The organism is Halorarum salinum, from assembly GCF_013402875.1.
Lineage (GTDB): Archaea > Halobacteriota > Halobacteria > Halobacteriales > Haloferacaceae > Halorarum > Halorarum salinum.
Window position 1 is genome coordinate 102,272 of the sequence record NZ_CP058580.1, and the last position, 23,285, is coordinate 125,556.

The 23,285-nt window shown below is 71.3% G+C and carries 24 protein-coding genes and 2 pseudogenes; 18 read left to right on the plus strand and 8 right to left on the minus strand.

Annotated features, from left to right (window positions below; genetic code table 11):
* Positions 1 to 18 precede the first annotated feature (18 nt).
* Positions 19 to 1,320, plus strand: coding sequence for a cation:proton antiporter (locus tag HUG12_RS20740; protein WP_179270800.1), 1,302 nt, complete (start codon positions 19 to 21; stop codon positions 1,318 to 1,320).
* 854 nt (positions 1,321 to 2,174) lie between these two features.
* Here the strand turns inward: HUG12_RS20740 and HUG12_RS20745 are convergent.
* Positions 2,175 to 3,182 carry a hypothetical protein gene (locus HUG12_RS20745; RefSeq protein WP_218836501.1) on the minus strand — a complete coding sequence of 336 codons (1,008 nt, stop codon included), beginning with the start codon at positions 3,180 to 3,182 and terminating at the stop codon, positions 2,175 to 2,177.
* A 241-nt stretch (positions 3,183 to 3,423) separates the two neighbouring features.
* Between HUG12_RS20745 and HUG12_RS20750 the strand changes: the two genes are divergently transcribed.
* Positions 3,424 to 3,708, plus strand: a complete 285-nt coding sequence (locus tag HUG12_RS20750) for a hypothetical protein (protein ID WP_246308230.1) — start codon at positions 3,424 to 3,426, stop codon at positions 3,706 to 3,708.
* Between the two features lie 60 nt (positions 3,709 to 3,768).
* On the opposite strand, the gene HUG12_RS21805 is transcribed toward HUG12_RS20750, so the two are convergent.
* On the minus strand, positions 3,769 to 4,764 hold the full coding sequence (locus tag HUG12_RS21805) for a CBS domain-containing protein (protein WP_246308231.1): 996 nt from the start codon (positions 4,762 to 4,764) through the stop codon (positions 3,769 to 3,771).
* 190 nt (positions 4,765 to 4,954) lie between these two features.
* Here HUG12_RS21805 and HUG12_RS20760 point away from each other — a divergent pair, with 190 nt between their 5' ends.
* Complete coding sequence (locus tag HUG12_RS20760) at positions 4,955 to 5,314, plus strand: hypothetical protein (RefSeq protein WP_179270802.1); 360 nt, start codon at positions 4,955 to 4,957, stop codon at positions 5,312 to 5,314.
* 1 nt (position 5,315) lies between these two features.
* Here HUG12_RS20760 and HUG12_RS20765 read toward each other — a convergent pair whose 3' ends face one another.
* The 4 genes and pseudogenes from HUG12_RS20765 to HUG12_RS20780 form a co-directional block, all read right to left on the minus strand.
* Positions 5,316 to 5,663 carry a HalOD1 output domain-containing protein gene (locus HUG12_RS20765; protein ID WP_246308232.1) on the minus strand — a complete coding sequence of 116 codons (348 nt, stop codon included), beginning with the start codon at positions 5,661 to 5,663 and terminating at the stop codon, positions 5,316 to 5,318.
* 115 nt (positions 5,664 to 5,778) lie between these two features.
* Positions 5,779 to 6,645, minus strand: a pseudogene (locus tag HUG12_RS20770) (helix-turn-helix domain-containing protein); the annotation flags it as partial.
* Between the two features lie 131 nt (positions 6,646 to 6,776).
* Entirely contained in the window at positions 6,777 to 7,535 is a 759-nt protein-coding gene (locus HUG12_RS20775; protein ID WP_179270804.1) for a mechanosensitive ion channel family protein, read from the minus strand.
* Positions 7,536 to 7,749: 214 nt separating this feature from the next.
* Positions 7,750 to 8,175, minus strand: coding sequence for a DUF5789 family protein (locus HUG12_RS20780; RefSeq protein WP_179270805.1), 426 nt, complete (start codon positions 8,173 to 8,175; stop codon positions 7,750 to 7,752).
* A gap of 198 nt (positions 8,176 to 8,373) precedes the next feature.
* Here HUG12_RS20780 and HUG12_RS20785 point away from each other — a divergent pair, with 198 nt between their 5' ends.
* From HUG12_RS20785 to HUG12_RS20840, 12 genes and pseudogenes are all read left to right on the plus strand, one after another.
* Complete coding sequence (locus tag HUG12_RS20785) at positions 8,374 to 8,709, plus strand: DUF7130 family rubredoxin-like protein (RefSeq protein WP_179270806.1); 336 nt, start codon at positions 8,374 to 8,376, stop codon at positions 8,707 to 8,709.
* 118 nt (positions 8,710 to 8,827) lie between these two features.
* A complete protein-coding gene (locus tag HUG12_RS20790; protein ID WP_179270807.1) occupies positions 8,828 to 10,552 on the plus strand; it encodes an NADH-quinone oxidoreductase subunit D in 1,725 nt (574 codons plus the stop codon).
* A gap of 390 nt (positions 10,553 to 10,942) precedes the next feature.
* Positions 10,943 to 11,488 carry a uracil-DNA glycosylase gene (locus HUG12_RS20795; protein ID WP_179270808.1) on the plus strand — a complete coding sequence of 182 codons (546 nt, stop codon included), beginning with the start codon at positions 10,943 to 10,945 and terminating at the stop codon, positions 11,486 to 11,488.
* A 213-nt stretch (positions 11,489 to 11,701) separates the two neighbouring features.
* A complete protein-coding gene (locus tag HUG12_RS20800; RefSeq protein WP_179270809.1) occupies positions 11,702 to 12,370 on the plus strand; it encodes a helix-turn-helix domain-containing protein in 669 nt (222 codons plus the stop codon).
* A gap of 772 nt (positions 12,371 to 13,142) precedes the next feature.
* Positions 13,143 to 13,415 (plus strand): annotated as a pseudogene (locus tag HUG12_RS20805) (winged helix-turn-helix domain-containing protein); the annotation flags it as partial.
* Between the two features lie 196 nt (positions 13,416 to 13,611).
* Entirely contained in the window at positions 13,612 to 13,914 is a 303-nt protein-coding gene (locus tag HUG12_RS20810; protein ID WP_179270811.1) for a hypothetical protein, read from the plus strand.
* 91 nt (positions 13,915 to 14,005) lie between these two features.
* Positions 14,006 to 14,956: a hypothetical protein gene (locus HUG12_RS20815; RefSeq protein ID WP_179270812.1), complete on the plus strand. Its 951-nt coding sequence runs from the start codon at positions 14,006 to 14,008 to the stop codon at positions 14,954 to 14,956.
* A 51-nt stretch (positions 14,957 to 15,007) separates the two neighbouring features.
* On the plus strand, positions 15,008 to 15,328 hold the full coding sequence (locus HUG12_RS20820; protein ID WP_179270813.1) for a DUF7471 family protein: 321 nt from the start codon (positions 15,008 to 15,010) through the stop codon (positions 15,326 to 15,328).
* Complete coding sequence (locus HUG12_RS20825) at positions 15,325 to 15,858, plus strand: winged helix-turn-helix transcriptional regulator (protein WP_179270814.1); 534 nt, start codon at positions 15,325 to 15,327, stop codon at positions 15,856 to 15,858. Before HUG12_RS20820 ends, HUG12_RS20825 begins: the two co-directional genes overlap by 4 nt.
* On the plus strand, positions 15,855 to 16,046 hold the full coding sequence (locus HUG12_RS20830) for a hypothetical protein (protein ID WP_179270815.1): 192 nt from the start codon (positions 15,855 to 15,857) through the stop codon (positions 16,044 to 16,046). Before HUG12_RS20825 ends, HUG12_RS20830 begins: the two co-directional genes overlap by 4 nt.
* Positions 16,047 to 16,144: 98 nt before the next feature.
* The gene (locus HUG12_RS20835; RefSeq protein ID WP_246308233.1) at positions 16,145 to 17,491 is read left to right on the plus strand and encodes a Dyp-type peroxidase; all 1,347 of its coding nucleotides are present in this window, start codon (positions 16,145 to 16,147) and stop codon (positions 17,489 to 17,491) included.
* Between the two features lie 126 nt (positions 17,492 to 17,617).
* Positions 17,618 to 18,673 carry a DHH family phosphoesterase gene (locus tag HUG12_RS20840; protein ID WP_179270816.1) on the plus strand — a complete coding sequence of 352 codons (1,056 nt, stop codon included), beginning with the start codon at positions 17,618 to 17,620 and terminating at the stop codon, positions 18,671 to 18,673.
* Between the two features lie 5 nt (positions 18,674 to 18,678).
* Here the strand turns inward: HUG12_RS20840 and HUG12_RS20845 are convergent, their stop codons facing one another.
* Positions 18,679 to 19,467, minus strand: coding sequence for an ABC transporter permease (locus HUG12_RS20845; RefSeq protein ID WP_179270817.1), 789 nt, complete (start codon positions 19,465 to 19,467; stop codon positions 18,679 to 18,681).
* Positions 19,460 to 20,461 carry an ABC transporter ATP-binding protein gene (locus HUG12_RS20850; RefSeq protein ID WP_179270818.1) on the minus strand — a complete coding sequence of 334 codons (1,002 nt, stop codon included), beginning with the start codon at positions 20,459 to 20,461 and terminating at the stop codon, positions 19,460 to 19,462. Before HUG12_RS20850 ends, HUG12_RS20845 begins: the two co-directional genes overlap by 8 nt.
* A 96-nt stretch (positions 20,462 to 20,557) precedes the next feature.
* Here HUG12_RS20850 and HUG12_RS20855 point away from each other — a divergent pair, with 96 nt between their 5' ends.
* From HUG12_RS20855 to HUG12_RS20865, 3 genes are all read left to right on the plus strand, one after another.
* On the plus strand, positions 20,558 to 21,175 hold the full coding sequence (locus tag HUG12_RS20855; protein ID WP_179270819.1) for a TetR/AcrR family transcriptional regulator: 618 nt from the start codon (positions 20,558 to 20,560) through the stop codon (positions 21,173 to 21,175).
* Between the two features lie 121 nt (positions 21,176 to 21,296).
* Positions 21,297 to 22,064 (plus strand): rhodanese-like domain-containing protein, encoded by a 768-nt coding sequence (locus HUG12_RS20860; protein WP_179270820.1) that lies wholly within the window; start codon positions 21,297 to 21,299, stop codon positions 22,062 to 22,064.
* Positions 22,065 to 22,197: 133 nt separating this feature from the next.
* Positions 22,198 to 23,277, plus strand: a complete 1,080-nt coding sequence (locus HUG12_RS20865; RefSeq protein ID WP_179270821.1) for a DUF7350 domain-containing protein — start codon at positions 22,198 to 22,200, stop codon at positions 23,275 to 23,277.
* The last annotated feature ends 8 nt before the right edge of the window (positions 23,278 to 23,285 follow it).

Below are 23,285 nucleotides of genomic sequence, written 5' to 3' on the forward strand. Positions count from 1 at the left end.
CGGGCTACGGTAACCCGTATGGTCGAGACAGTCGAGACGTACGAACTCGTCCTCGTCGTCGTCGGGATCGCCGTCTTCGGCGCCGCGGTCCTCCCGCGGCTGCTCGCCCACCGACCGCTCTCGATGCCGATCGTCTTCGTCGCGGGCGGCTTCCTCCTGTTCTCGATCCCGCACGGCATCGCGATGCCGAACCCCATCGAGCAGTCGGCGTCGGTGGAGCGGCTGACGGAACTGGTAGTCGTCGTCGCGCTGATGGGGGCGGGGCTCAAGATCGACAGGCCGTTCTCGCTCGCGCGCTGGCGGTCGACCTGGCGGCTGCTCGGCGTGACGATGCCGCTCACCATCGCCGTCACGGCGCTGCTCGGCTGGCTGGCGCTCGGGCTCCACCCCGCGACCGCGGTCCTGCTCGGCGCGGCGCTGGCCCCGACGGACCCCGTCCTCGCGTCGGACGTCGAGGCGGGCCCGCCGCTCACGGAGCTCGAGGCCGAGGCGGTCGCCGGGCGGGCGGGCACCGTCCGGTTCACGCTTACCTCGGAGGCCGGCCTCAACGACGGGCTCGCGTTCCCGTTCACGAACCTCGCCGTCGCCCTCGCGGGGGCCGCCGGCGCGGCCACGCTCCTCCCGACGCTCGGCGAGTGGCTGCTCGTGGACGTCGCGTACAAGATCGCCGTGGGCGTCGTCGCCGGGTACGTCCTCGGCGAGGCGCTCGCGCGGGCCGTCTTCCGGCTCCCGGTCGGGTCGGGCGTCGCGGACGAACTGGCGGGCGCCGAGGTGCTCGCGGGCACGCTGCTGATATACGGGCTCGCCGAGATGGCGAACGGGTACGGGTTCATCGCCGTGTTCGTCGGGTCGCTCACGCTCCGCCACTTCGAGTGGGAGCACGACTACTATCGGACCCTCCACGAGTTCGCGGTGATCGTCGAACGGCTGCTGTTGACCGTCGTCCTCGTCGGCTTCGGCGGCGCGCTCGCGGCCGGGCTGCTCGCGCCGCTCACGCCGGTCGACGCGGCGTTCGGCCTCGCGTTCCTCCTCGTCGTCAGGCCGGTGACCGGGCTCGTCGGCCTGCTCGGGCTCGACGTCGAGTGGCCCGAACGGGCGGCGATCGCCGGGTTCGGCGTCCGGGGCGTCGGCTCCTTCTACTACCTCTCGCACGCGCTCGCCGAGTCGTCGTTCATCGAGCTGGAGCTCCTCGTCGCGGCCGACAGGCTCTGGGCGCTCGTCGGCTTCGTCGTCCTCGCGTCGACGGTCCTCCACGGCGTCACGGCCAGCGCCGTGATGGACGTCGTCGACCGCCGGCAGGAGGCGATCGCCGCCGAGTAGCCGGGGGCGCTGACCGGCCGGGGTCACCCGTCGTGCGACGGCGTCGTGCGCCGCGCCACTGGCGATGGTCCGGCCGTCCCGACTTCCCGCCCGAAGATGGGAGAGTTGTTACAATAATAGTACTGTAATAGGTTCCCCCGTCGGGGGTGCCGACGGCCGCCGACCTCACGGCGAAGTAGGCCCGGCCTGGCGACGAGTAACCGGGCGAACCCGCGGCGGGCGCGCGGTCCGGGAGCGCGACGGCGGTTCGAGTAACGCCGGGTTGTGAGGAGTCCGTCATGCGGTAACGTAGCCCATTACCCGGTTCAGATCAGCAGTGGCGGGCGGCGGCGCGGGGCGCGCCCGGGTGCGGAACGCCGCTTCGGGCGCTGCTGACGGCCGGGAAACCGGTCCCTCGTCGGGGCGGACGGCGGCGCGTCGACGCCCGCCACAACGACTTTACGCGATTCCGTGGAACGTCCAGGCGGGATCAGCGGAGGTGGTCCCGAGACACCCGACGAACCGAACGGCTCGCCAGCGCGGGCCACGCGACACGTCGAGCGGTACGGGGCGAACGGTCAGAGCTAGATCAGGAGACACGTGAGACACCAGAACGGTTCCAAGCGACGGCCGCAGTCGCGTCGGAGCACGAACGTCGGCCTGGGGCGCACGGAGACGAACCGCGGACGGCAGTTCGGCGAGAGCACGCGCACCCGGGGCAGCGCGCCGGTGAGGCAGTTCGACCGGCAGTCCCCCCACGACCGGCGGAGGGGCCGCGAGCAGCGGTCCGAGCATCGGCGGGACGAGCGCGGGCGGGGCCGACGCCGGTCCGGCATCGGTCGGGAGCGCCGCCGGAGCGTCGGCACCCATCCGTTTCAGCGGAACCGCTGAACCGCCCGGCCGGGCGTCGAGGGGCGTCGACGCCCACGGGAGCGGGCGCACGGGCGGCGGACGCGGACGACCGACGCGGCGGCGGGGTACCCGCCGTCCCGCCTCGAACGACCGAGATCAAAGCCATGAACGACGACAACCGACACAGCGAGCACGGGCGAGAACAGGGGCGTAACCGATCCGAGCAATCGTACCGGGGACAGCAGGGTCAACAGCACGGCCAGCCGTCCCAGCAGTACGGGGAGCAAGGCGGCCGACAGCGACAGGGCGGTTACCAGCAGGGAGGACGACGGCAGGCGGGTCACCAGCGACAGGGCGGTCACCGGCAGAGCGGTGGCCAGCAGGGTGGTCGCCAGCACGAACGGGGGTTCGGCCAGACGCCGGGCATGTCCCAGCAAGGCCAGCAGGGTCAGCAAGGCCAGCAGGGTCCGCAAGGCCAACACGGTCAGCAAGGGATGCGAGGCCAGCAACACACCGGTCAACAGGGCCAGCACGGGCAGCGAGGGATGCAGGGGATGGGAGGACAGTCCGAGTTCGGACGGCAGGGCCAGTCCGGTTTCGGCCAGCAAGGCAACGAACGGCGACAGGAGGGACACCAGCAGGGACAGCAACAGCACCAACAGGGACAACAGCACGGGCAGGAACAGCAGCAGCATGAGCAGGGAGGCCAGCACGGCCGTCGATCCCAGCAGCAGCACGCTGGCCAGCAAGGACGGCAGGGAATGCAGGGCCAACAGGCCCGGCAGGAGCACCAGCGTCAGCAACGGCGCGGTCGACAGTCCGAGTTCGGACGGCAGGGCCAGCCCAACGTCGGCCAGCAGGGCGGACGGGGAGGCCAGGGAAGCCACGGCAGTGCGGGTCAGCAGGGCGGCTACCAGCGACAGCAGCGTGGTGAGGGACGCCAGCCCGGTCAGGGCAACCGCCGCTACAACCAGCGCCGCCGCGGCGGCGGCCGGGACGTCGGGTCGACCCAGCAGGGCGGCCGACAGCACGAGCGGGGGAGCCAGCGTGGCGGGGACCGCGGGGACGAGCGCCGCCGCGACTAGGCGAGCGGACGTTCGGCTCAGGTAAGCGACCCCGAGGAACGGCGACACCCCGCATTCGGCCCTTTTTCGGCGGACCCGGCTCGACCTCCGGCCAGCCGACGACCCCGCCGTCGTCGTGGAGTACGGTCGGCCTGTCGAGGCTGGCCGCTCGGCTAACAAAGTGGTTGGCGACGCGAGTGACGAGGGCATGGATTCGACCAGACAGAAAGAGGAAGGCATGAAGGCGGCCAGACAGACGGGGATGGATCCGGCGATCCTCGCCTCGGCCGGGTCGGTGGCCCTCTCGTGGTACTACTTCTTCGCCAGGGGTGACCGGATGCGCGGCCTGTTCGTCGGCCTCTGGGCGCCGACCATCCTCGCGTTCGCGAGCTACTACAAACAGACGCGGATGCACGACAGGATGCAGCGGGCGATGGGCAAGAGCGGCATCACGAACAAGGTCCAGCGGATGGTCGAGGGCGTCAACCAGTAGACCCGAACGGACCGGAAAAGATCGGCCGACCGCCGCGACCGTCGGGGTCCCGTACCCCGATCAGGACCGCGGCATCTGCGACTCGATCACTTCCGCGGCGTCGCCGAGTTCCGAGCAGAGCAGCACGACGACGTCGTCGAGCGTCACGATCCCCTCGAGGTCGCCCTCCTCGCCGACGACCGGGAGTCGGCGGATCCCGGCCTCCCGCATGGTGTCGACGGCGTCGAAGACGCTCGCGTCGGTCGTCGCCGTGACGAGGTCCTCAGGGACGAGGTCCTCCACCTGCTTCTCCGCGACGTCCGGCGTCCCGTGGAGCGCGAGCGCGACCGTCCGGTCGGTCACGATGCCGACCGGCCGGCCCTCCTCGACGACGACGACGCTCCCGACGTTCTCCTCGGCCATCCGTGCGACCACGTCCGAGACCCGCTCGTCCGGGTCGGCGGTGACGACGTCGGTCCGGACGACGTCCTCGAGGGTGACCGGCTGCAACCCCATCCCGGAGCGGCCCCCCTGCCGTCCTCCCATCGACTGCGGCGGCTGCATCCGGGGTGAGGCCTGGGACTGCTGCTGGTACTGCTGGGATTGTTGCTCCGGCTGATGATACTGCTGTGGTTGCTGGGACTGGTAGTACTGCTGTGGCTGCCGTTGCTGGGGCTGCTGGCTCCGTCCCTCCTGGCCGTAGCCCTGCTGGTCGTAGCCGTGCTGGGCGTGTCCCTGCTGGCCCTGCATGCCCTGCTGACTCCGTGGACCCTGCATGCCCTGCTGGCTCCGTGGACCCTGCTGGCCCTGCATCCCCCGATGACCCTGCTGGTCGTATCCGCCCTGGGACTGGTGGATCCCCTGCGGACCCGTGTGCTGCCGTCCCCCGGGTTGTGCCGACTGGGGGGAACGGCCCCGTTCCCCCTGCTGGGGTTGCTGGCCGAACTCCCGGCCTTCCTGCCCGTACTCGCCACGGGCGGACTCCTGCTGACGCTGTTCCGACAGGTGTCGGGGGGGCTGTTGCTGGTGTGACTCGCTCGAACGGTCGTAGGGGTCGCCCTCCGGGTTTCCGTACATGGTGGTACCTGCTAGCCGTTACCGTCCGCGCTAGCGTCGGAGTGGTACGCACGACGGCGTGATAAAGGCGGGGGCGACGGGGAACTCGGGGACGACGTCGGCGCCCGTTTCGATCGGAGCCGCCCGGTCGATTTCGGCCGATGCTTCATAATCCACTTATAACAAAGGCGACACCGGACCCGGTGGTGGTATGGCACTCATCGATTCGCTGATCGTGTTCGTCGTCAGCCTCCTCATCGGGGCGCTGGGGATCTACGTCGGCGCGCGGGTCATCACCGGCACCGACGACTACACGTACGCGATCGTGACCGCGCTCATCGGGGCGATCGTCTGGGCAGTCGTCGGGTTCGTGTTCGGCTGGATACCGTTCCTCGGTCCGCTGCTCGTGTTGATCGCGTATCTCGCGGTCATCAACTGGCGCTACCCCGGCGGGTGGCTCGACGCCGTCGGCATCACCCTCGTCGCGTGGGTGTCGGTGTTCGTCGTCCTCTACGTCCTGGCGCTGTTGAACGTCGCGACCTTCGAGGCGCTGGGCGTCCCCGGTACCTAGCCTAGCCGCAGGGGGAGGTCCGGGGCGGCGTGATGGCGATGTCGCCGCCGCTGTACACCGTGACCCGATACCCCTCGACGCTGAACGCGACGTGTCCCGGTGGCCTCGGGGTGCCGTCGTCCCTCGGAGCGAAGAGGCGGTCGAGCGCCTCGGGGTCGACGCTGTCGTGGAGGGAGAACTCGATTCCGGTGACGTCCGTCCCCATCGCGTCCGCCAGCGCGTGGACGACAGTCGTCGTGACGTCGGCCGCTCCTGCCGGGTCGTGGCGGACGTGGTACGTGTTCGGGGTTCGGGCCTGTCGTCCGTCCGCGGGAGGAGCGGAACTGTTCGGGGGGTGACTGTCGATCACGGTCCGTCTCGACCGAGGAGGAGGGGTTCGCGTACTTCCGTCTTTCGGGCGGCGGGAACGCCGCGGGGGCGTTCCGTCGGGCGACGCGTCGGGGCGGCGAACCGGATCCGCCGAATCAGGGCTCGGGGCGGCGGCGCTCCCGGGACGTGACGCGGCCGATCCGCTGCCGGTACCGCCACACTCCTCCCGGACCGTAGGTCACGCCGGGTAACCGGCGGAACGCGTCGCGGACGAGGCCGTCCCACCACGCCTCGGGCGTCGGATGGCCCGCCGGGTGGGCGGGGTACGTCGCCGCCGCGATGTCGGGTTCGGAGGCCGCGCCGCGGCGGCGGAGCACGCCGAACGCGGCGCGGACGGCCTCGCGCTCGGCGGGAGCGAGCGGGAGCGACTCCAGCGCGTGTTTGACGCTCCCGTACGGCTGCCGGCCCGGGCGGGCCAGCCGTCGGGTGCCGTCCGCGCCCGGCGTCGCGGCCTCCGGGGCGCCGACGTAGCGCCACGACGCCGTCGGCTCCGACGGCGGCCGGACGTCGGGGAGCGCCGAGAGCGGCTCCCGGACGCACCCGGTCCACCACTCGTCGCCGGACGCGTACCCGGCGGGGTCCTCGCCGTAGATGGCGTCGACGAGTTCGTCCGGGGTCGCACGCCCCCAGTAGCGGAGGAACGCGTACACGCCGCGGACGGCCTCCGCCTCGTCCGGCCCGAGGTCGAACGCCGCGAGCGTGCGCTCGACCGCCGGCGTGGTGTCGATCCGGTTGTCGGTCGCGCCCGAGGACGTGGCGAGGACGCGCCGCCCGCTGTCGGTCCGCCGGTACCGCCCCTCGCCGAGGTCGGCGACCAGCCCGTTGTCCGCGAGTTCGCGGAGCCGGTCGTCGAGCTCGTCCGGCGGAACGTCGAGTTCGTCGGCGAGCGCGTCGACGGGGCGCGGTTCGGCGCCGAGCGCCGCCAGGACCGTCCGGTCGTCGGCGTCGAGCTTCATCGGTGTGCGGACGGACGGGCGCGGACGCCTTGAAGGTGAAGCCGTCGCCGGGCGCCCGCGGACCGGGAACGCCGGGGGTCGGACGGCCCGTCTCCCCCGGTTGCCGGCCGACCGCCGCCCCGTTCACGACCCGTCGTTCAGTCGTCGTCGGAGGCGTCACCGCCATCGGGGCGGGCCGCGCCGCTGGGGCTGGGCGTCCCCGAGGAGGCCCGCTGCATCCAGCGGTCGATGTTCTCCTGGACGTAGGTGTGTCCGCCCCAGCCGAACGCGAGGCCGGCCCCGAGCGCGATGGCGGCCGCGAGCCCCCACGCGGCCGCGTTGGCGAACGTGTAGAGGATGCTGACGTCGATCCCCATCGTGTCCAGACCGATGACGATGGCGACGAAGTACAGGAACATCCGGGTTCCCGACGCGAACCACGACGTGTACGCCGTCTGGGTCGCCGCACGGGTCCGCGTGATCATGTCCCCGACGAAGTCGGCGACGACGAACCCGATGAGGATGACCAGCAGGCCGGCGATGAACGCCGGGAGGTACGAGACGGCCGTCCCGATCCACTGTGAGAGCAGCGGGATCGCCAGCACGTTCGCGGCCGCCAGCACCGCGAGTGCGACGACGAACCACTTCGTCACCGCTCCGAACGTCCGGGACACGGCCGACTCCGTCCCGCCCATCATCCGTCCGAGCGGCGTGTTGAGGACCATCCGATCGAACTCGACGCCGTCGGCGACGCGTCTCACGACCTTCCCCGCGGCGACGCCGAGTAGCCACCCCACGGCGAGGATGACAAGCGCGCCGACCAGTCGCGGCAGGAAGGTGACGATCTGGGCCACCGTCTCTCGAAGGTACTCGGGGATCTGTACTTGTAGCGTCGCTGGCGCTGAATTTAGCAGCATCTGTATGCCTCATCCATTTTTAAGTTACAGATGACAGTAAGGTGTGACCTTGCAAGCTCCGGTGGTTCAAACGGCGAAACGCGACCTCGTTACGGGTTTTACTCGTCACCACAGGGGTTTTCGTCGTCGCTGCGACAGTGACCGACCCCGCCGGATCGCGCGACGGGTCCCGGTTGTTAGGGACGTCGTGGGACGGCCCTGGCGCCGGCCGGACTCAGCGCTCCGGCCCGGCTTCGTCCTCCCGCTCGGGGGCGTCTTCCCCCGGACCCGTCGCCCGCCCCTCGTCCCACGTCGGGTTCTCCCCGCCGGGGTCGTCGTCGCGCCCCTCGAGTCGGCCCTCCTCGAACTCCGAGACCAGCGCCTCGTACGCCTCGTCCGGGTCCTCGAAGCTCCGGTCGAGCCGGCCGAACGCGCTGCCGAGCGACTCGGTCTCGTTCGGGAGGTCGGTCGGGTCGTCGGCGTAGTAGGCCGCCAGGTCCTCGCTGTTGACGGGGTACTGGTGGGTCCCGAGGTCCGCCCGCACCGCCTCGAGCGTGTCCTCGACGGACTCGGCGCGCTGGCTCTGGCGCCGCTCGGCCGCGTCCTGGACGCCGTCACGCTTCTCCCGGGCCTCGCGCTCGTCGACGTCGTCGGGTGCCATGGCTCGTCGTTCGGCGCCGCGACGCAAAGTATCCACGGCCGAGGCCCCCTGGCATCCGCGACCGGGCGTCCGCGTGTTCGCGCCGACCCGCCCGAAGTCGCCCCGCGTGCAGTTCTCGTGAGCGGTACCGAGGACGAGCACGGCGCCGGAGGGGGGGCCACGGATAGACCTTTGGGGGCAGCGGCCGAACCTCGTCGCATGAGTGGACGCGGCGAGACCCCTGAGGAGGAGCACGAGGACGTCGAACCGGAGGGCCACGAACTCGCGTTCGGCCAGACGCTGTACACCGAGGACGGCGAGCCGGTCGGGACGATACGCGGGATCGAGGAGGGCGGGCTGTTCCTCAGCACGCGTGACGGCGTGGAGTCGCTCAGCATCGAACACGCCCGGTCCGGGCAGGCGTTCGGCGAGGCGGAACTGATGTGGCGCTGCATGAACTGCGGCGAGATGGGCGAGATCGACGACGGACTCCCCGACGGCTGTCCCAACTGCGGCATCGAGCGCGAGTCGCTCATGTACTGGACCGAGGACTGAGCCCGCCCCTTGCACGCGACGGCCGCGCCCTTTCACGGCCCGGTGTGTCACCTCCTCCCATGAGACGTTCGACCGACGACCACGACCCGCGCCGTCGGACCGCCGGCGGGGGGGAACGATGAGCACCGACGACCCCGAGCGGGCGGGGGCGGACGTCGCGGAGTCGGCCGAGAGCGCCGAGCGGGGCGGGGCGACGGCCGGCGGCGTCGACTACGACGAACTGGCGGGCCTGCTCGGCGACCTCGCCGTCGGCCGCGAGGAGCACGTGAACGCCGAGGCGTTCGTCGTCCGGCCCGACGAGGTGCAGGACGCGCTCTCCAGACTGAAGGAGGAGGCCGGCTTCGACCACCTCTCGTGTCTCACCGCCCAGGAGTACGAGGACCGCTACGAGTCGATCTACCACCTGACGTCGTTCGACGACCGCACCCGCGAGGTGGGCGTCGTCGTGCCGGCCGCGAAGGACGACCCCGTGAGCGAGACGGCGGTTCCGGTGTACGAGACGGCGAACTGGCACGAGCGGGAGGCGTACGACCTCGTCGGCATCGAGTACGACGACCACCCCGACCTCTACCGCATCCTCCTGCCCGAGACGTGGCAGGGCCACCCGCTCTCGCTCGACTACGACCAGGACCGCCCGCAGGTCGTCGCCCTCCGGGAACACGCCAACCCGCTGGCGGACGCGACGCGCGAGGAGGGAACGGGACAGGAGACGGGCGGGACCGACACGATGTACATCAACATCGGGCCCCACCACCCGGCGACCCACGGCGTGCTCCACCTCAAGACGACGCTCGACGGCGAGCAGGTCGCCGACGTCGAACCGGACGTCGGCTACCTCCACCGCTGCGAGGAGCAGATGGCCCAGCAGGGGACGTACCGTCACCAGATAATCCCCTACTCGAACCGGTGGGACTACACGGCGAACCTCCCGAACGAGTGGGCGGTCGCGCGGGCCATCGAGGACCTGGTCGACATTGAGGTGCCCGAGTACGCCGAGGTGCTCCGGACGATGTCGGTCGAACTCGGCCGGATGCTCGGCCACTTCCTCGCGGTCGGCACGTTCGCGCTGGACGTGTACGGCGACTTCACGGCCATCTTCATGTACGCCATCCGCGACCGCGAACTGGTCCAGAACATCCTCGAGGACCTCACGGGCCAGCGGATGATGTTCTACTACTTCCGCGTCGGCGGGGTCGCGTGGGACGTCCCCGAACCCCGCGAGGAGTTCTTCGAGAAGACCCGCGACTTCCTCGAGGGGCTCCCCGAGGCGATAGAGGAGTACTACGACCTGACGACGAACAACGAGATCCTCCAGATGCGGACCGTCGACACGGGCTACCTGTCGCCCGAGAAGGCGAAGGCGTACGGCTGTACCGGCCCGGTCGGCCGGGCCTCGGGCGTCGACTACGACCTGCGGCGGGACGACCCGTACGGCCACTACCCGAACCTCGACTGGAACGTCGTCACCGAGGATGGCGGCGACAACTACGCGCGCCTGCTCGTCCGCCTCCGCGAGGTCGAGGAGTCCGCCCGCATCGTCGAGCAGTGTCTCGACCTGCTGGAGGACTGGCCCGAGGAGGACCGGACGCTCCAGGCGAACGTCCCCCGGACGCTGAAGCCGCCGGACGGCGCCGAGATCTACCGGGCGGTCGAGTCCGCGAAGGGCGAACTCGGCGTCTACATCCGGTCGGACGGCACCGACAGCCCCCGGCGGTTCAAAATCCGGAGCCCGTGTTTCCACAACCTCTCGGCGCTGCCCGAGATGTCCGAGGGCGAGTACGTGCCCGACCTCGTCGCCGCCCTCGGCAGCCTCGACATCGTGCTCGGGAGCGTCGACAGGTGAGCGGCGCGGCCGCCCGCGGCCACAGGCCGACGTTACTTCGTCCGTTCGAACCCTCGCTCCGGCGGTTCCCGCCGGGGGCGGCGGAAACGCCGCCCTACTCCGTCCCCCGCGTGCCGGCGGTTCGGAGTAGCCCAGGATTTGTTCGTCGAGGACGCGTACACGGGGTGTATACCTAACCGGGCCGGCGGACAAGCGGGGGAGCGTGCCATCGCTCCTGCCGACCCGAGAACGGCGCACACCGCACGCGCATCGCCGGCGACCCGCGGGCGCCTCCGGTCGCCGAGGACGCATCCCGTGGCGACTGTCGCCCCGACGCGACGCCGGCGGGCGCGACAGCGTCGGTCCGACGACCCGCCACGCGGGGACGTCCGACTGGGACGGTCGAGGGTGATGGCCGCGAGCGAGTTCGAGGACCGGTTCGCCGACGAACTGGACGAGGTTCCGACCGAACAGTTCGACCGGTCGCGCTTCGTCCCGGGGGTCGGCTCCCTCGACGCCGACGTCGCCTTCGTGGGCGAGGCACCCGGCGCCACGGAGGTCGAGGAGGGCGAACCGTTCGTCGGCCGGGCCGGCGCGGAGCTGGACGAGGTGCTCTCGGAGCTCGGCGTGGACCGGTCGTCGGTGTACATCACGAACCTCGTGAAGGTCCGCCCGCCCGAGAACCGGACGCCGCGGGCGGCCGAGATCGACGCCTGGCGCGACGTCCTCGAGGCCGAACTGCGGGCCGTGTCGCCGGCGGTCGTCGTCCCGCTGGGCACGACCGCGACGCGAGCGCTCCTGGACACGGACGAGGGGATCACGGACGTCCACGGGCGGCGGTTCGAACGCGACGGGCGGACGATCGTCCCCGCGTTCCACCCCGCGGCGTCCCTCTACGACCGGAGCAAGCGCGACGCCTTCGGGGCCGACGTCCGGGCCGCGTTCGAGGCGATCTGACGTGCCGATACCAAACGTGAACACGACAACGCTACCAACCATGTCACGAGACCGACGCCGCGTCGAACGACGCGATCGAGCCGTTCCGACAGCGCCGCCCGAGGGGGAGCAGACCAGTTCGTCCGCCGACCGGAGACCGACCGGTTCCAGGCGCGGACCTCAACAGTTAGGAGAACTCCTCATCCCCCGACGGGGGGAACCCACGGAGGCAACATGACGACTATCGTCAGACTCACCCTGCCGGCCGGGCAGTTCGCGCTCGAGGAGACGTTCCGGCAGGTGCCGTCCGCGGAGTTCGAGATCGTCCGGGTGGTCGCGAACAGTTCGGACGGCGTGCTCCCGCTGGTGTGGGCGACCGCGGACGACGGTGACCCGTTCGACTCGCTCCCCGAGGCGGTCGGGGAGGACCCGGCGACCCGGAACGTCGAGGTCGTCACCGAGTTCGACAGCGAGTACCTCCTGAAACTGGAGTGGGAGATGCACGTCAGGGTGCCGTTCTACATCCTGAAGGAGGAGGACGCGACCATCCTCGACGCGCGCACGAAGGGGAACGACTGGCACTTCCGCATCCTCTTTCCCGAGCACGACTCGGTCGCGACGACCTACCAGTCGTGCAAGGACTACGACATCGACATCGACATCAAACAGATCACGCAGCTGTCGAACTCGTTCCGCCGGAGCTGGTACGGCCTCACCGAACACCAGTACCAGACCATCGTCGGCGCGTACCGCGAGGGGTACTACGCCGTCCCGCGGCGGGCGAACCTGGAGGAGCTCGCCCGCGAGTTCGACGTCTCCCACCAGGCGCTCTCCGAGCGTCTCCGCCGCGGCCACGAGAAACTCATCGCCAACGCGATGCACCTGGAGTCGAGCACGGTCTGACGGCCGATCCACCGGACCGCGACGCGCGCCGACGGGTCACGAGCGCCCCGCAGTAGCCGGACGGGGCGGCGGCGTCGAACGAACCGTCGCGACCGGATCCCCGTCCGATTCCGACCCGGAGACGGGGAGGGGACCAGGAACGTGTAACTTTGCGATACATCCCATCGGACAGTTACGTTTACGGTTCACCACGTAATCCCCCTTCCGGTGCTCCGACCGACTCGTCGAACCCGATCGTCCCTCTGATCCGTCGAACCCGATCGTCCCTCTGATCCGTCGAACCCGATCGTCCCTCTGATCCGTCGAACCCGATCGTCCCTCTGATCCGTCGAACCCGATCGTCCAATGGCTCGCCGAACCCGATCGTCCCCAACCGGCCAGATGCGTCGAACCCGATGACCCGCTCCCCGGTGTCGTCGACGGAACTGGTCCAGTGGTGCCGGGGCGTCCGGAGCGCAATCGGCCGGTTCGCCGTCGCGACGTCCCGATCCCGTCACGGGTCGAGTGCGGAGTCCGGGTGGTTCCCGGAGCGTTGCCCCCATATCGGACGACCGCGGCGGGCGGACGGGGCCGACGACACGCGCTCCCGTCGGACGAGAATGGGGGCCGATCACGCGGCCCAAACTGGTAACTAAACGTTGACTGTTCTCCCTACATGAGTGTGATTTGATCCGATACGGGGGGCGAACCGTCGGTACTTCCCGCCCGGGAGACGCGATCGGGGCCGTACCCTGGGAAGGAGTGAAACCGTCTCCGCGAGAAGAGTCACCGAATGGAGGGCGTGCTCTGGTACCTGCTCGCGAGTTCGCGTGGCGGGCCGACACGGGTACGCCTCGTCCGCGCGATCGAGGCGCGGCCGCGCAACGCGAACCAGCTAGCGTCCGCGCTCGATCTCGACTACACCACCGTCAGACACCACCTCGACGTCCTGCTCGAGAACAACGTCGTCCGCCGGGCAGGGGGCGACTACGGGGCGGTCTACCTGTTCACCGAGCAGGCGAAGTCGAACTGGGGGACGGTCGAGGAGATCGTCGAGACGGTCGACCGCGACGCGACCGGGGAACCGGGTGACGGACCGGACGGCGTCGGGGACGGCGCGACGGGGACGGGGGACGAAGCGGGCGGGACCGAGGACGGGACGGGGGGAACCGGCGACGAGGCGGGGGGTGCGGGGGACCCATGATTTCGGAGGAACTTTGGACAGCACCTATATGGGTGGTCTCCGCACACCGGAGGCGACGATGACCGTCTTGCTCGACGTGGCGAGGGCGGCGGCGGGGGTGAACGTCCTCCTCCTGCTCGTGATGGGGTGGGTGTGGCTCGGCAACTACCGGCGGCACGGCGCCAGCCACACCCTGGGGTTCCTCGTCGTGGGGGCGTTCCTCCTCGTGGAGAACGTCCTCTGGCTCTACTTCTACCTGGCCCACCCGGCGTTCGTCGGGTGGTTCGTCGACGCCGGCACGGACGTGCAGGCCGGGATGACGATGCTGTGCGGGCTGGAGCTCGTGGCGCTCGTCGTGCTGGCCCGCATCACCCTGCGCTGACCCGGGAACCCCCTGGGACGCCGCGGACCTCGGACGAACTTTGGACGGAGTTCGGAAAACGTTCTTTCGCGGACCGGGCATCCCGACGCGTATGGCGCTGACACGACGCACGATGCTCGGAGCGACCGTTGCAACCCTCCCCCTCGCGGGGTGTGCCGGCGGCAGCGGCGGGACCGCCACGACCGAGCCCGACGACGCGACGGGAACGGACCCCGACACGCCGACCGACGACGGCACCGGGATGGACGCCGCGACCGTCTCGGTCAGCGACCACCCGGAGCTCGGCGAGATCCTCGTCGGCCCCGACGACATGACGCTGTACATGTTCGACCAGGACACGCAGGGTGAGTCCGCCAGCACGTGCTACGACGGCTGTGCGGAGAGCTGGCCGCCGCTGACGGTGGAGGAGGGCGAGGAGCCAACCGCCGGCGAGGGCGTCACGGCCGAACTCACCACCTTCGAGCGCGAGGACGGCACGACGCAGGTCTCCGCCGGCGGCTGGCCGCTCTACTACTTCACCCCGGACGAGGAACCGGGCGACGTGGAGGGCCAGGGCGCCAACGACGTCTGGTGGGTGCTCCGCCCCGACGGCACGCCCGTGCGGCCGGGCGAGGAGATGACCGGGACGCCCGGCGGGATGGACGCCGCGACCGTCTCGGTCAGCGACCACCCGGAGCTCGGCGAGATCCTCGTCGGTCCGGACGGCATGACGCTGTACAACTTCGACCAGGACACGCAGGGCGAACCCGAGAGCACGTGCTACGACGGTTGTGCGGAGAGCTGGCCGCCGCTGACGGTGGAGGAAGGCGAAGAGCCCACTGCGGGCGAGGGCGTCACGGCCGAACTCACCACCTTCGAGCGCGAGGACGGCACGACGCAGGTGGCCGCGGACGGCTGGCCGCTCTACTACTTCACCCCGGACGAGGAGCCCGGCGACGCGGAGGGGCAGGGCGCCAACGACGTCTGGTGGGTGCTCCGCCCCGACGGGAGCCTGGTCAGGTCGGACGGGTCGACGGCGACGGAGACCGGCTCGGTCTACTGAGCCGCGGTCGAACCGAAAGCCCGAGGTACCGTCGCCGCGGAGGGGGGAGCGATGCGACCCGTCCCCCTCGCCGCGGGCCACGGCGGCGACCCGTGGTACGCGCTCGTGCTCGGACTCGCGGCCGTCGGCGGGGCGATCCTGCTCGGCCTGGGGCTCGCCGCCTTCCTCCGACGGGGCTCCCGGTCGTACCTCCTCGTCGCGCTCGCGCTCGGGACGCTCCTCGCGCGGACGGCGCTCGCCGTCGGCGCGACGTGGGGCGGCATCGGCGACGGCCCGCACCACCTCGGCGAGCACGCGCTCGACGTCGCGATGGCCGGGCTGGTCATCGGCGCCGTGTACTACGCACGGACCGCCGGGGGGTCGGCGTCGTGAGCGACGGCCCCGCGGACGGCCGCCCGACCCGCGAGCGCGTCGCCGCGTACCTCCGACGTCACCCCGGACTCCACTTCAACGAACTCGTCCGGCGCCTCGACCTCGCGCCGGGCCAGGCGCAGTACCACCTCCGCGGGCTCACCGCCGACGGGGGGTTCCGGCGCGAGGAGGTGTCCGGGCGGACCCACTACTTCCCGCCGGGGTTCGCCCCCGACGAGCGCCTCCTCGTCGCGTTGCTGCGCCGCGAGACCGCCCGCGACGTCTGCCTCGAACTGCTGGAGCGCCCCCGCCGGCCCGGCCCGCTGGCCGAGGACCTCGGCGTCGCGCGGAGCACGCTCGAGTGGCACCTCGACGGCCTCGTCGACGCCGACGTGGTCCGGAAGCGGCGCGACAGCAGGGGACGGGTCACCCTCGAACTCGCGGACCCCGAGGCGGCCGCGCGCGCCCTCCGGGCGGTCGAGCCCTCGGCCCCGGACCGCATGCTCGACCGGTTCACCCGGCTCGTGGACGGGCTGCTGGGGACGGAGTGACGAACGAGCCCGAGTGGCAGTCCGGCGGTCCCGCACCGTCCGATACGAACCGGTGTGGCGGGCCGTATCGTAGCGGGCCGCCGGCGACGGAGTCCGCCGGCCCCGACGCCGTCGGCCTCGTCGGGGGTTTCCTCCTCGGCTTCGTGGCGTTCTCGGCGGCCGTCGGCCTCGCGCGGCTACTCGCCTGAGCGGACCCCCCGCGGACCGCGGTTCCGACGACCCCGTGCGCGGCGCGTTCGACGCGCACACCACAACCCCCTTTCGTGGGGGCCGCCTACCGCCGCCGATGACCGACCGCGACGGGGTGGACCCCCGCGCCGGGCCGCCGGATCCCGACCCCTCGACCGGCGGGGACGGCGAGGGCCTCTCGCGCCGCGCGTTCGCGAAGGCCGCCGTGGCCGCCGGCGGCGCGGCCGCCCTTTCGGCGTGCGTCGAGCGCCTCCGGCCCGACGAGCCGATCCCTGACGGCGACGGCGCCGACGCGCACCCGACCGGCCAGCACGAGTGGAACGGGTTCCTCCGGACCGACGAGGCGGGCAACCACCAGCTCCCGCGCCACCACACGTTCCTCTACTGTTCGCTCCCCGGCGACGGTCCGCCGGGCTCGGACGCCCGCTCGACCGTCGCGGACGCGCTCGATCCGCTCGACGAGGCGTTCGCGTGGGGACCGGAGGGGCTGCTCCACTCGGTCGGCTACTCGCCGGCGTACTTCGGCCGCTACGACGGGTCGCTCCCGGACTCCGTGGACCTCCCGCGCCCCGAGCCGCTCGCGCCGTTCGAGACGCCGACGTTCGACGAGCAGGACCTGCTCGTCCACCTCGCCTCCGACCGACCCGACGCGCTGCTGTCGGCCGAGGAGGCGCTGACCGGCGAGCGGGGCTCGGCCAACGACGTGGAGTTCCCGGACGCGCTGACCGACGCCGTGACCGTCGAGTCGCGCCGGACCGGGTTCATGGAGGTCGGCAGGCCCCACGAGGAGGGCGACGACCTCGCCGGGGTGCCACAGCCGAACCCCATCCCCGAGGACGCGCCGCTGTTCATGGGGTTCGTCGCCGGCCTGCGCGCGAACCAGGCGACCGAGTCGTACGTCACCCTCCCCGACGGCCCGTTCGCCGGCGGCACCACGAAGGCCGTCTCGAACTGGCGCCAGCGCCTGAACGACTGGTACGGCGAACAGGACCCGGACCAGCGCGTGACGGAGATGTTCTCGCCCGGTCACGCCGCCGAGGGGCTGGTCGAGGGCGCGGGCCAGAACCTCGGCGACGACAGCGGCGTCGACGACGTCCTCGACGTGGTCGCCGACGCGAAGGAGCACGGCCGCGTCGGGCACGCCCAGAAGGCCGCACGGGCGAACCGCGACGACGAGGGGAACGTAAAGCTGCTCCGCCGGCACGTCGAGTCAACCGACGACGACGAGGCGAGCCTCCACTTCCCGGCGCTCCAGCGGGGCATCTCCGACTTCGAGGAGGTTCGCCGCGCGATGAACGGCACGGACGCGGCCGAGGCGACGCCGGCGGTCCGCCAGCGGGTGAACAACGGCATCCTCGAGTACATCTTCGTCCGGCGGCGTGGCTACTTCCTCGTCCCGCCCCGGAACCTGCGGGCGCTGCCGCGGCCCGACGGGAGCGCGTGACGGGACCGACGCCGTCCGTCGTCCGACCGCCGCCTGCAGGTTCGACGCCCGACCTCCGCGGGCCACGCCGGACGCGTGCCGGGTACAGACCTATCCCGCTGGCGACCGAACGTCCGCGGGGTAGCGATGGAGACGAAACTGGAGACGGTTCGAACGCTGCAGGACCTGCTCGCGGAGGGGGACGAGCTGTGGATCGTCTGCCACAACAACCCCGACCCCGACTGCCTCGCGAGCGCGCTCGCGCTGGGGCACATCGCCGCCGACGTGGGGATCGACGAACAGCACATCCTCTACTGCGGCGCCATCTCCCACCAGCAGAACCGCGCCTTCGTCAACCTCCTGGAGATCGATCTCCGGCCGTTCGACCCCGACGACGTGGTCGACCGTCCGGAGGGCTCGCTGCTCGCGCTCGTCGACCACTCCGTCCCCGGGGCGAACAACGAGATACCGGCGGGCACGCCCGTCGACGTCGTCATCGACCACCACGAGGCGGAGGGGATCCGCGCCCGATTCGTCGATCATCGCGAGGCGATCGGCGCGACGTCGACCATCCTCACCGAGTACCTCGACGCGCTCGACGTCGAGTTCGAACCCCTCCTCGCGACCGCGCTCCTGTTCGCGATCCGGCGGGAGACGCTGGGGTTCCTCCGGGGCGCCACGCGGGCGGAGTACGCTGCGGGGGGAACGCTCCACGAACACGCTGACCTGAACCTGCTCCGGCAGCTGGCGAACCCGTCGGTCAGCGGCGCGACCATCGACGCCATCGCCGACGCCATCGACAACCGCACGGTCCGCGGGTCGGTGCTCGTCTCGTACGTCGGGCGGACGACCGAACGGGACGCCCTCCCGCAGGCCGCGGACTACCTCGCGTCCCTCGAGGGCGTCGAGACGACGGTCGTCTTCGGCATCGTCGAGGACACGGTCCAGCTCAGCGGCCGTTCGACGGACGCCCGCGTCCACATCGGCGACGTCCTCCGGGAGACGTTCGCCGACGTCGGGAGCGCCGGCGGCCACCGGGAGATGGCGGGCGGGGAGATACCGCTCGGGCTCTTCGCCGATCAGGTGGACGAGGACGACCAGCTCGTCGACATCGTCGAGCGGATCATCCTCGGACGACTCGTGAACGCGCTCAACCTCGCCGACGACGGCGACGACGGGCGCGACGCCGACGCCGCCGGATGACGGGTTCAGCGGACGTCGCGCCCGGCGAACCACAGTTCGCTCACGCCCACCAGCACCAGCGTCGAGGCGAGCAGGATGGCCGCGCCCGCGAGGTCGTACGTCCCCTCCACGAGCACGGCCGTCGGGTCGTAGTACCGCATCGGCGCGAGCGCGCCGAGCCACGCGTAGTCCGTGTTGGCGACGGCGGTGTCGACGAGGAAGAGGCCGAACAGCGCCGCGAGCGCGACCCGCTGGGCGACGCTCTCGCGGTCGAAGACGACCGAGGCGAGCAGCCCCACGCTCGCGGTCGACAGGAGGTACGGCACCGACAGGGCGTGGACGGCGACGAGATCCGCGATCGAGATCGGGTCGTCGACGAGCGCGGTCCCAGCGTAGACGGCGACCGGAACGACGGCGTTGAGCACCGCGATCGGGACGAGGAGCGACAGGAACTTCTCGGAGACGACGCGAGAGCGGGTCACCGGCAGCGAGAGCAGCAGGTCCATCCGGCCCCGCTCGACGTCCCCGGCGACGAGACCCGCGGCGGCGTACGCGAAGTAGAGCCCCAGCAGGAGCACCCAGCCGAACGCGTACACTTCGGTCGCGAGGAACCCCTCGATGGTGCTCAGCGTGGCGACGCCGAACGCCTCCCGCAGCGCCGGCGGGAACGCCCGGACGTACTCGTCGAGGTCCACCGACGACGAGACGGACGGGAACATCGCGACGTACAGCGCCACGAGCGCGCTCATCCCGACCGCGAGCGCGACCGACCCCTTCACGCGCTTGCGGCCCTCGTACCCCGCGAGTTCAAACATCCGCGCCACCTCCCTCGGCGGGGACTGCATCCGGGTCCGCGGCGTCCCCCGCGTCGTCGGCGTCGGCCACCCGGTCTCCACCGGCCCCGCCGTTGCCGGCCTCCGCGCCGTAGAAGCGCATGAACGCGTCCTCCAGGGGAGCTTCCTCGACGGTGAGATCGACCAGGTCGAACCGGTGGAGGCGAGCGAGCAGGCGGTTCACCTCGCCGGTGTAGGTGAAGGAGAGTTCGGTGACTGCGTCGCCGTCGCCGTCGTGAACCTCGACGTCGTGGGTCCCCTCGAAGTCGACGTCGGACGGGACGATAGCCTCCGCGGCCCGCGCGTGGACCGCCTTCCCGCTCCGGTCGAGCAGGTCCCCTACGCTCTCGACGGTGACGAGGCGACCGTTCCGGAGCACGCCGACCCGGTCGCAGACCCGCCGGACCTCGCCGAGCACGTGCGAGGAGAAGAACACCGTCCGCCCGCGGTCGCGCTCGGCGCGGACGAACTCCTCGAACCGGCGCTGCATCAGCGGGTCGAGCCCCGAGGTCGGCTCGTCGAGGATCACGAGCTCCGGGTCGTGCATGAACGCCTGCACGATGCCGAGTTTCTGCTCGTTGCCGGTCGAGTACTCCCGGACCGGCCGGTCGAGCGGCGGGTCGAACAGGTCCAGCAGCTCCGCGCGCCGCTCGCCGCCCTTGATCGACCCGTGCAGGTCGAGGATCTCCCGGCCCGTCGCGGTCGCGTCGAACGCGGGGTTCGCCGGCAGGTACCCGATCCGGCGCTTCGCCGCCACGAGCGCCGACTCGTCGCGAACGTCCGCGCCGAGCACCGCGGCGGTGCCGTCCGTCGGCGCCTGGAGGCCCAGCAGCGTCCGGATGGTCGTCGTCTTCCCCGCGCCGTTCGGGCCGAGGAAGCCGAACACCTCGCCCGACTCGACCGATAACGAGAGCGAGTCGACCCCCCGGACGTCCCCGTACTCCTTCGTCAGGCCGGCGACGTCGATGGGATCCATGGCCGACCGTTCCGGTCGTGACTGCATATCGTTTTCGGTCACGAGTTCATGACCGATGACCGTCTCGTTTATGGAGTCCCGAGCCGAATCGTCCCCATGCGCGGGTTCAGCGACGAGGAGCGCGAGCGGATCAGGGAGGAACTCGTCGAGACGGGGCGGGAACTGCTGGCCACCTACGGCCCGGAGAAGACGAACGTCGCGGACGTCACCGAGCCGGTCGGCATCGCCAAGAGCACCTTCTACCGCTTCTTCGACTCCAAGGCGGACCTGTACCTCGAGGTGTTCCTGCGGGAGAGCGAGGCGTTCGAGGCGCGCGTCGAGGCCGAACTCGAGGGGGTCGAGGAGCCGCGGGAGGGGCTCGAGCGGCTGTTCCGGTGCTACGCCGGGTTCGCCGAGGAGAACGTCCTCGTCCAGCGGACGATGGCGAGCGGGGGGTACCGCGACCTGTTCGGCGACGTGTCCCCCGAACGGATGGAGGAGTATCGGGCGGAGGGAATGGCCGCGTACACGCCGTTCGTCGAGCGCTTCCGGGGGGAGGGGAGCGGCCCGCTGGCGGACCTCGACCCGGCGACGGTGCTCGGCGTGATGGGGACGATCGGGCTCCTCGTCCTCCACCGTGAGGACTACGAGCAGTACGGCGAGGGCTACTACGAGGCGGTCCGCGAGGCGCTCGTCACCTCCCTCGCGCGGGGGCTGACGGCCGAGGAGGCCTGAGGAACCGGCGAGCGACCGGGTGGTCGGGGAGCGACGGGAGCGCGGCGGCGGAGCCGCCGGGGGGACGCCCTTCGAGAGGCGGACCAGAACCGCCTTCCCCCAGAGGCGTATACGGGGCGGCATGGAGAGACGAAGGTTCCTCCGGGCGGCCGGCGCCGCCGGCCTCGCCGGAACCGTCGCCGTTTCGGGGTGTCTCGGCGGGTCGAACGGGAACGAGGCCGACGGCTACCCGCCGACCCAGGAGGACACGCCCGATGAGCAGTCCGTCGACGTCGAGGGGTTCGAGACGGTCGACGTCGAGGGGACCGCCGTCCAGCTCGCGCCGATCGACGCCGCGTACTACTGGTACGGCCGCCGCGAGGCCCGGTTCGTCGACGCGCGCGGCCGGTCCCAGTACGACCGGTCGCGCGTCCTCGGCGCGGCGCTCAGCCCCGCGCCGGACGGGGGGTCGAACGACCCGACCGCCGACTGGCCCGCGGACGACCGGATCGTCTGCTACTGCGGGTGTCCCCACCACCTCTCCTCGCTCCGGGCGGCGACGTTCATCGAGAACGGCTACGAGGACGTCTACGTCATCGACGAGGGGTTCTGGGAGTGGCACGAGCGCGGCTACCCGATGGCCGGCAGCGAGGTCGAAGGACAGCCGGCCTCCTACGAGATCCGCGGGCGGGTCGGACCCGCCCACGCCGGCGGGATGGCCTGGGCGTGGCACGACGAGTCGGGCCAGCGCGAGGCGGCGCCGATCGACGCGGACGGGAGCTACCTGCTCGAACTCAAGTTCTCGGGGCTCACGCGGTCCTCACCGATCCGCGTCGAGACGCCCGCCTACGAGTTCGAGGCCCCGCTGGCCGACCTCCTCTCGACGACCGTGACCGGGCCGGACGCGTAGCTCCAGTTCGGGTCGAGCGGTCGGCGAGGGGACGTGCCGGACGGGAGTCGACCCGGACGGCCACGAACCGCGCCGGCCGACGTTCGAGAGGCGTACCAGAACCCCCTTTCCCCGGAGGGCGCAAAGCGGGTGCATGGACAGACGCACGTTCCTCCGGGCCGCCGGGGGCGCCGGACTCGCCGGGACGGCCGCGACCGCGGGCTGTCTCGGCTTCGAACTCTCGCAGGGCGGCGTCCCGCCCGTGCCCGAGAACCGCCCCGACGCCGTCTACCATCCGAGCCACGTCGAGGGGATGGAGATGGCCGGGATGGGGGGCGGCGGCGACTACCAGGTGGCAGTGACGTACTCGTTCCCGCACCGCTTCTGGAACGTGAACGGCGAGTCGGTCGAGCGGACGGACATCCAGGAGGACGACGCCGTCCACCTGATGACGGCCGTCTGGGACCCCGACACCGGACAGGTCCTCCCCGAGACCGGGCTCTCCGTCGAGATCCTGCAGGGCGAGGAACTCGTCTCCCAGGAGGTGATCTACCCGATGCTCTCCCAGCCGATGGGCTTTCACTACGGCGCGAACTTCCCGCTCCCCGGCGACGGAACCTACACCGTCCGCGCGGACGTCGGCGCGGTGGGGACCCGGAAGACCGGCGAGTTCCGGGGGAAGTTCACGGAACCGGCGAGCGCCGACGTCGAGTTCGAGTACGACGAGTCGGAGGTCAACGACATCGAGTTCGAGACGCTCGAGAACGCGGGCGAGGAGGGCGCCGTCGACCCGACGTCGATGGACATGCTGCCGTCCTCGGCCGCGCCCGCGGTCGAGGACCTCCCGGGCGAGGTGCTCGGCGAGGCGACCAGCAACGACGCCGTGCTCGTCGCGACGCTGCTCGACTCGCCGCCCGCCGGCATCGACGAGGAGGACTCGTACCTCGCCGTCTCCGCCCGGACGCCGTACAACCGGATGCTGATCCCCGCGATGGCGCTGGAGGCGACGCTGACGCGCGGGGGCGAGTCCGCCTTCGACGGCGAACTGACGGCGACGCTCGACCCCGACCTCTCGTACCACTACGGCGCCGTCGTCGACGGGGTGGAGGCGGGGGACGAACTCGAACTGACGCCGACCGTCTGGCCCCAGACCGCCAGACACGAGGGGTTCGAGACGGCCTTCGGCGCGCTGCTGGGCGGGATGCCGCCCGCGACCATCTCGGTCGGGGACTGAGCACCGCG

Bases quoted from the DNA above. Each gene is read 5' to 3' on its own strand.
- HUG12_RS20740 (WP_179270800.1), top strand. From the start codon at position 19: ATGGTCGAGACAGTCGAGACGTACGAACTCGTCCTCGTCGTCGTCGGG.
- HUG12_RS20750 (WP_246308230.1), top strand. From the start codon at position 3,424: ATGGATTCGACCAGACAGAAAGAGGAAGGCATGAAGGCGGCCAGACAG.
- HUG12_RS21805 (WP_246308231.1), bottom strand. From the start codon at position 4,764: ATGTACGGAAACCCGGAGGGCGACCCCTACGACCGTTCGAGCGAGTCA.
- HUG12_RS20760 (WP_179270802.1), top strand. From the start codon at position 4,955: ATGGCACTCATCGATTCGCTGATCGTGTTCGTCGTCAGCCTCCTCATC.
- HUG12_RS20775 (WP_179270804.1), bottom strand. From the start codon at position 7,535: ATGCTGCTAAATTCAGCGCCAGCGACGCTACAAGTACAGATCCCCGAG.
- HUG12_RS20780 (WP_179270805.1), bottom strand. From the start codon at position 8,175: ATGGCACCCGACGACGTCGACGAGCGCGAGGCCCGGGAGAAGCGTGAC.
- HUG12_RS20785 (WP_179270806.1), top strand. From the start codon at position 8,374: ATGAGTGGACGCGGCGAGACCCCTGAGGAGGAGCACGAGGACGTCGAA.
- HUG12_RS20790 (WP_179270807.1), top strand. From the start codon at position 8,828: ATGAGCACCGACGACCCCGAGCGGGCGGGGGCGGACGTCGCGGAGTCG.
- HUG12_RS20795 (WP_179270808.1), top strand. From the start codon at position 10,943: ATGGCCGCGAGCGAGTTCGAGGACCGGTTCGCCGACGAACTGGACGAG.
- HUG12_RS20800 (WP_179270809.1), top strand. From the start codon at position 11,702: ATGACGACTATCGTCAGACTCACCCTGCCGGCCGGGCAGTTCGCGCTC.
- HUG12_RS20810 (WP_179270811.1), top strand. From the start codon at position 13,612: ATGACCGTCTTGCTCGACGTGGCGAGGGCGGCGGCGGGGGTGAACGTC.
- HUG12_RS20815 (WP_179270812.1), top strand. From the start codon at position 14,006: ATGGCGCTGACACGACGCACGATGCTCGGAGCGACCGTTGCAACCCTC.
- HUG12_RS20820 (WP_179270813.1), top strand. From the start codon at position 15,008: ATGCGACCCGTCCCCCTCGCCGCGGGCCACGGCGGCGACCCGTGGTAC.
- HUG12_RS20835 (WP_246308233.1), top strand. From the start codon at position 16,145: ATGACCGACCGCGACGGGGTGGACCCCCGCGCCGGGCCGCCGGATCCC.
- HUG12_RS20840 (WP_179270816.1), top strand. From the start codon at position 17,618: ATGGAGACGAAACTGGAGACGGTTCGAACGCTGCAGGACCTGCTCGCG.
- HUG12_RS20845 (WP_179270817.1), bottom strand. From the start codon at position 19,467: ATGTTTGAACTCGCGGGGTACGAGGGCCGCAAGCGCGTGAAGGGGTCG.
- HUG12_RS20850 (WP_179270818.1), bottom strand. From the start codon at position 20,461: ATGGATCCCATCGACGTCGCCGGCCTGACGAAGGAGTACGGGGACGTC.
- HUG12_RS20855 (WP_179270819.1), top strand. From the start codon at position 20,558: ATGCGCGGGTTCAGCGACGAGGAGCGCGAGCGGATCAGGGAGGAACTC.
- HUG12_RS20860 (WP_179270820.1), top strand. From the start codon at position 21,297: ATGGAGAGACGAAGGTTCCTCCGGGCGGCCGGCGCCGCCGGCCTCGCC.
- HUG12_RS20865 (WP_179270821.1), top strand. From the start codon at position 22,198: ATGGACAGACGCACGTTCCTCCGGGCCGCCGGGGGCGCCGGACTCGCC.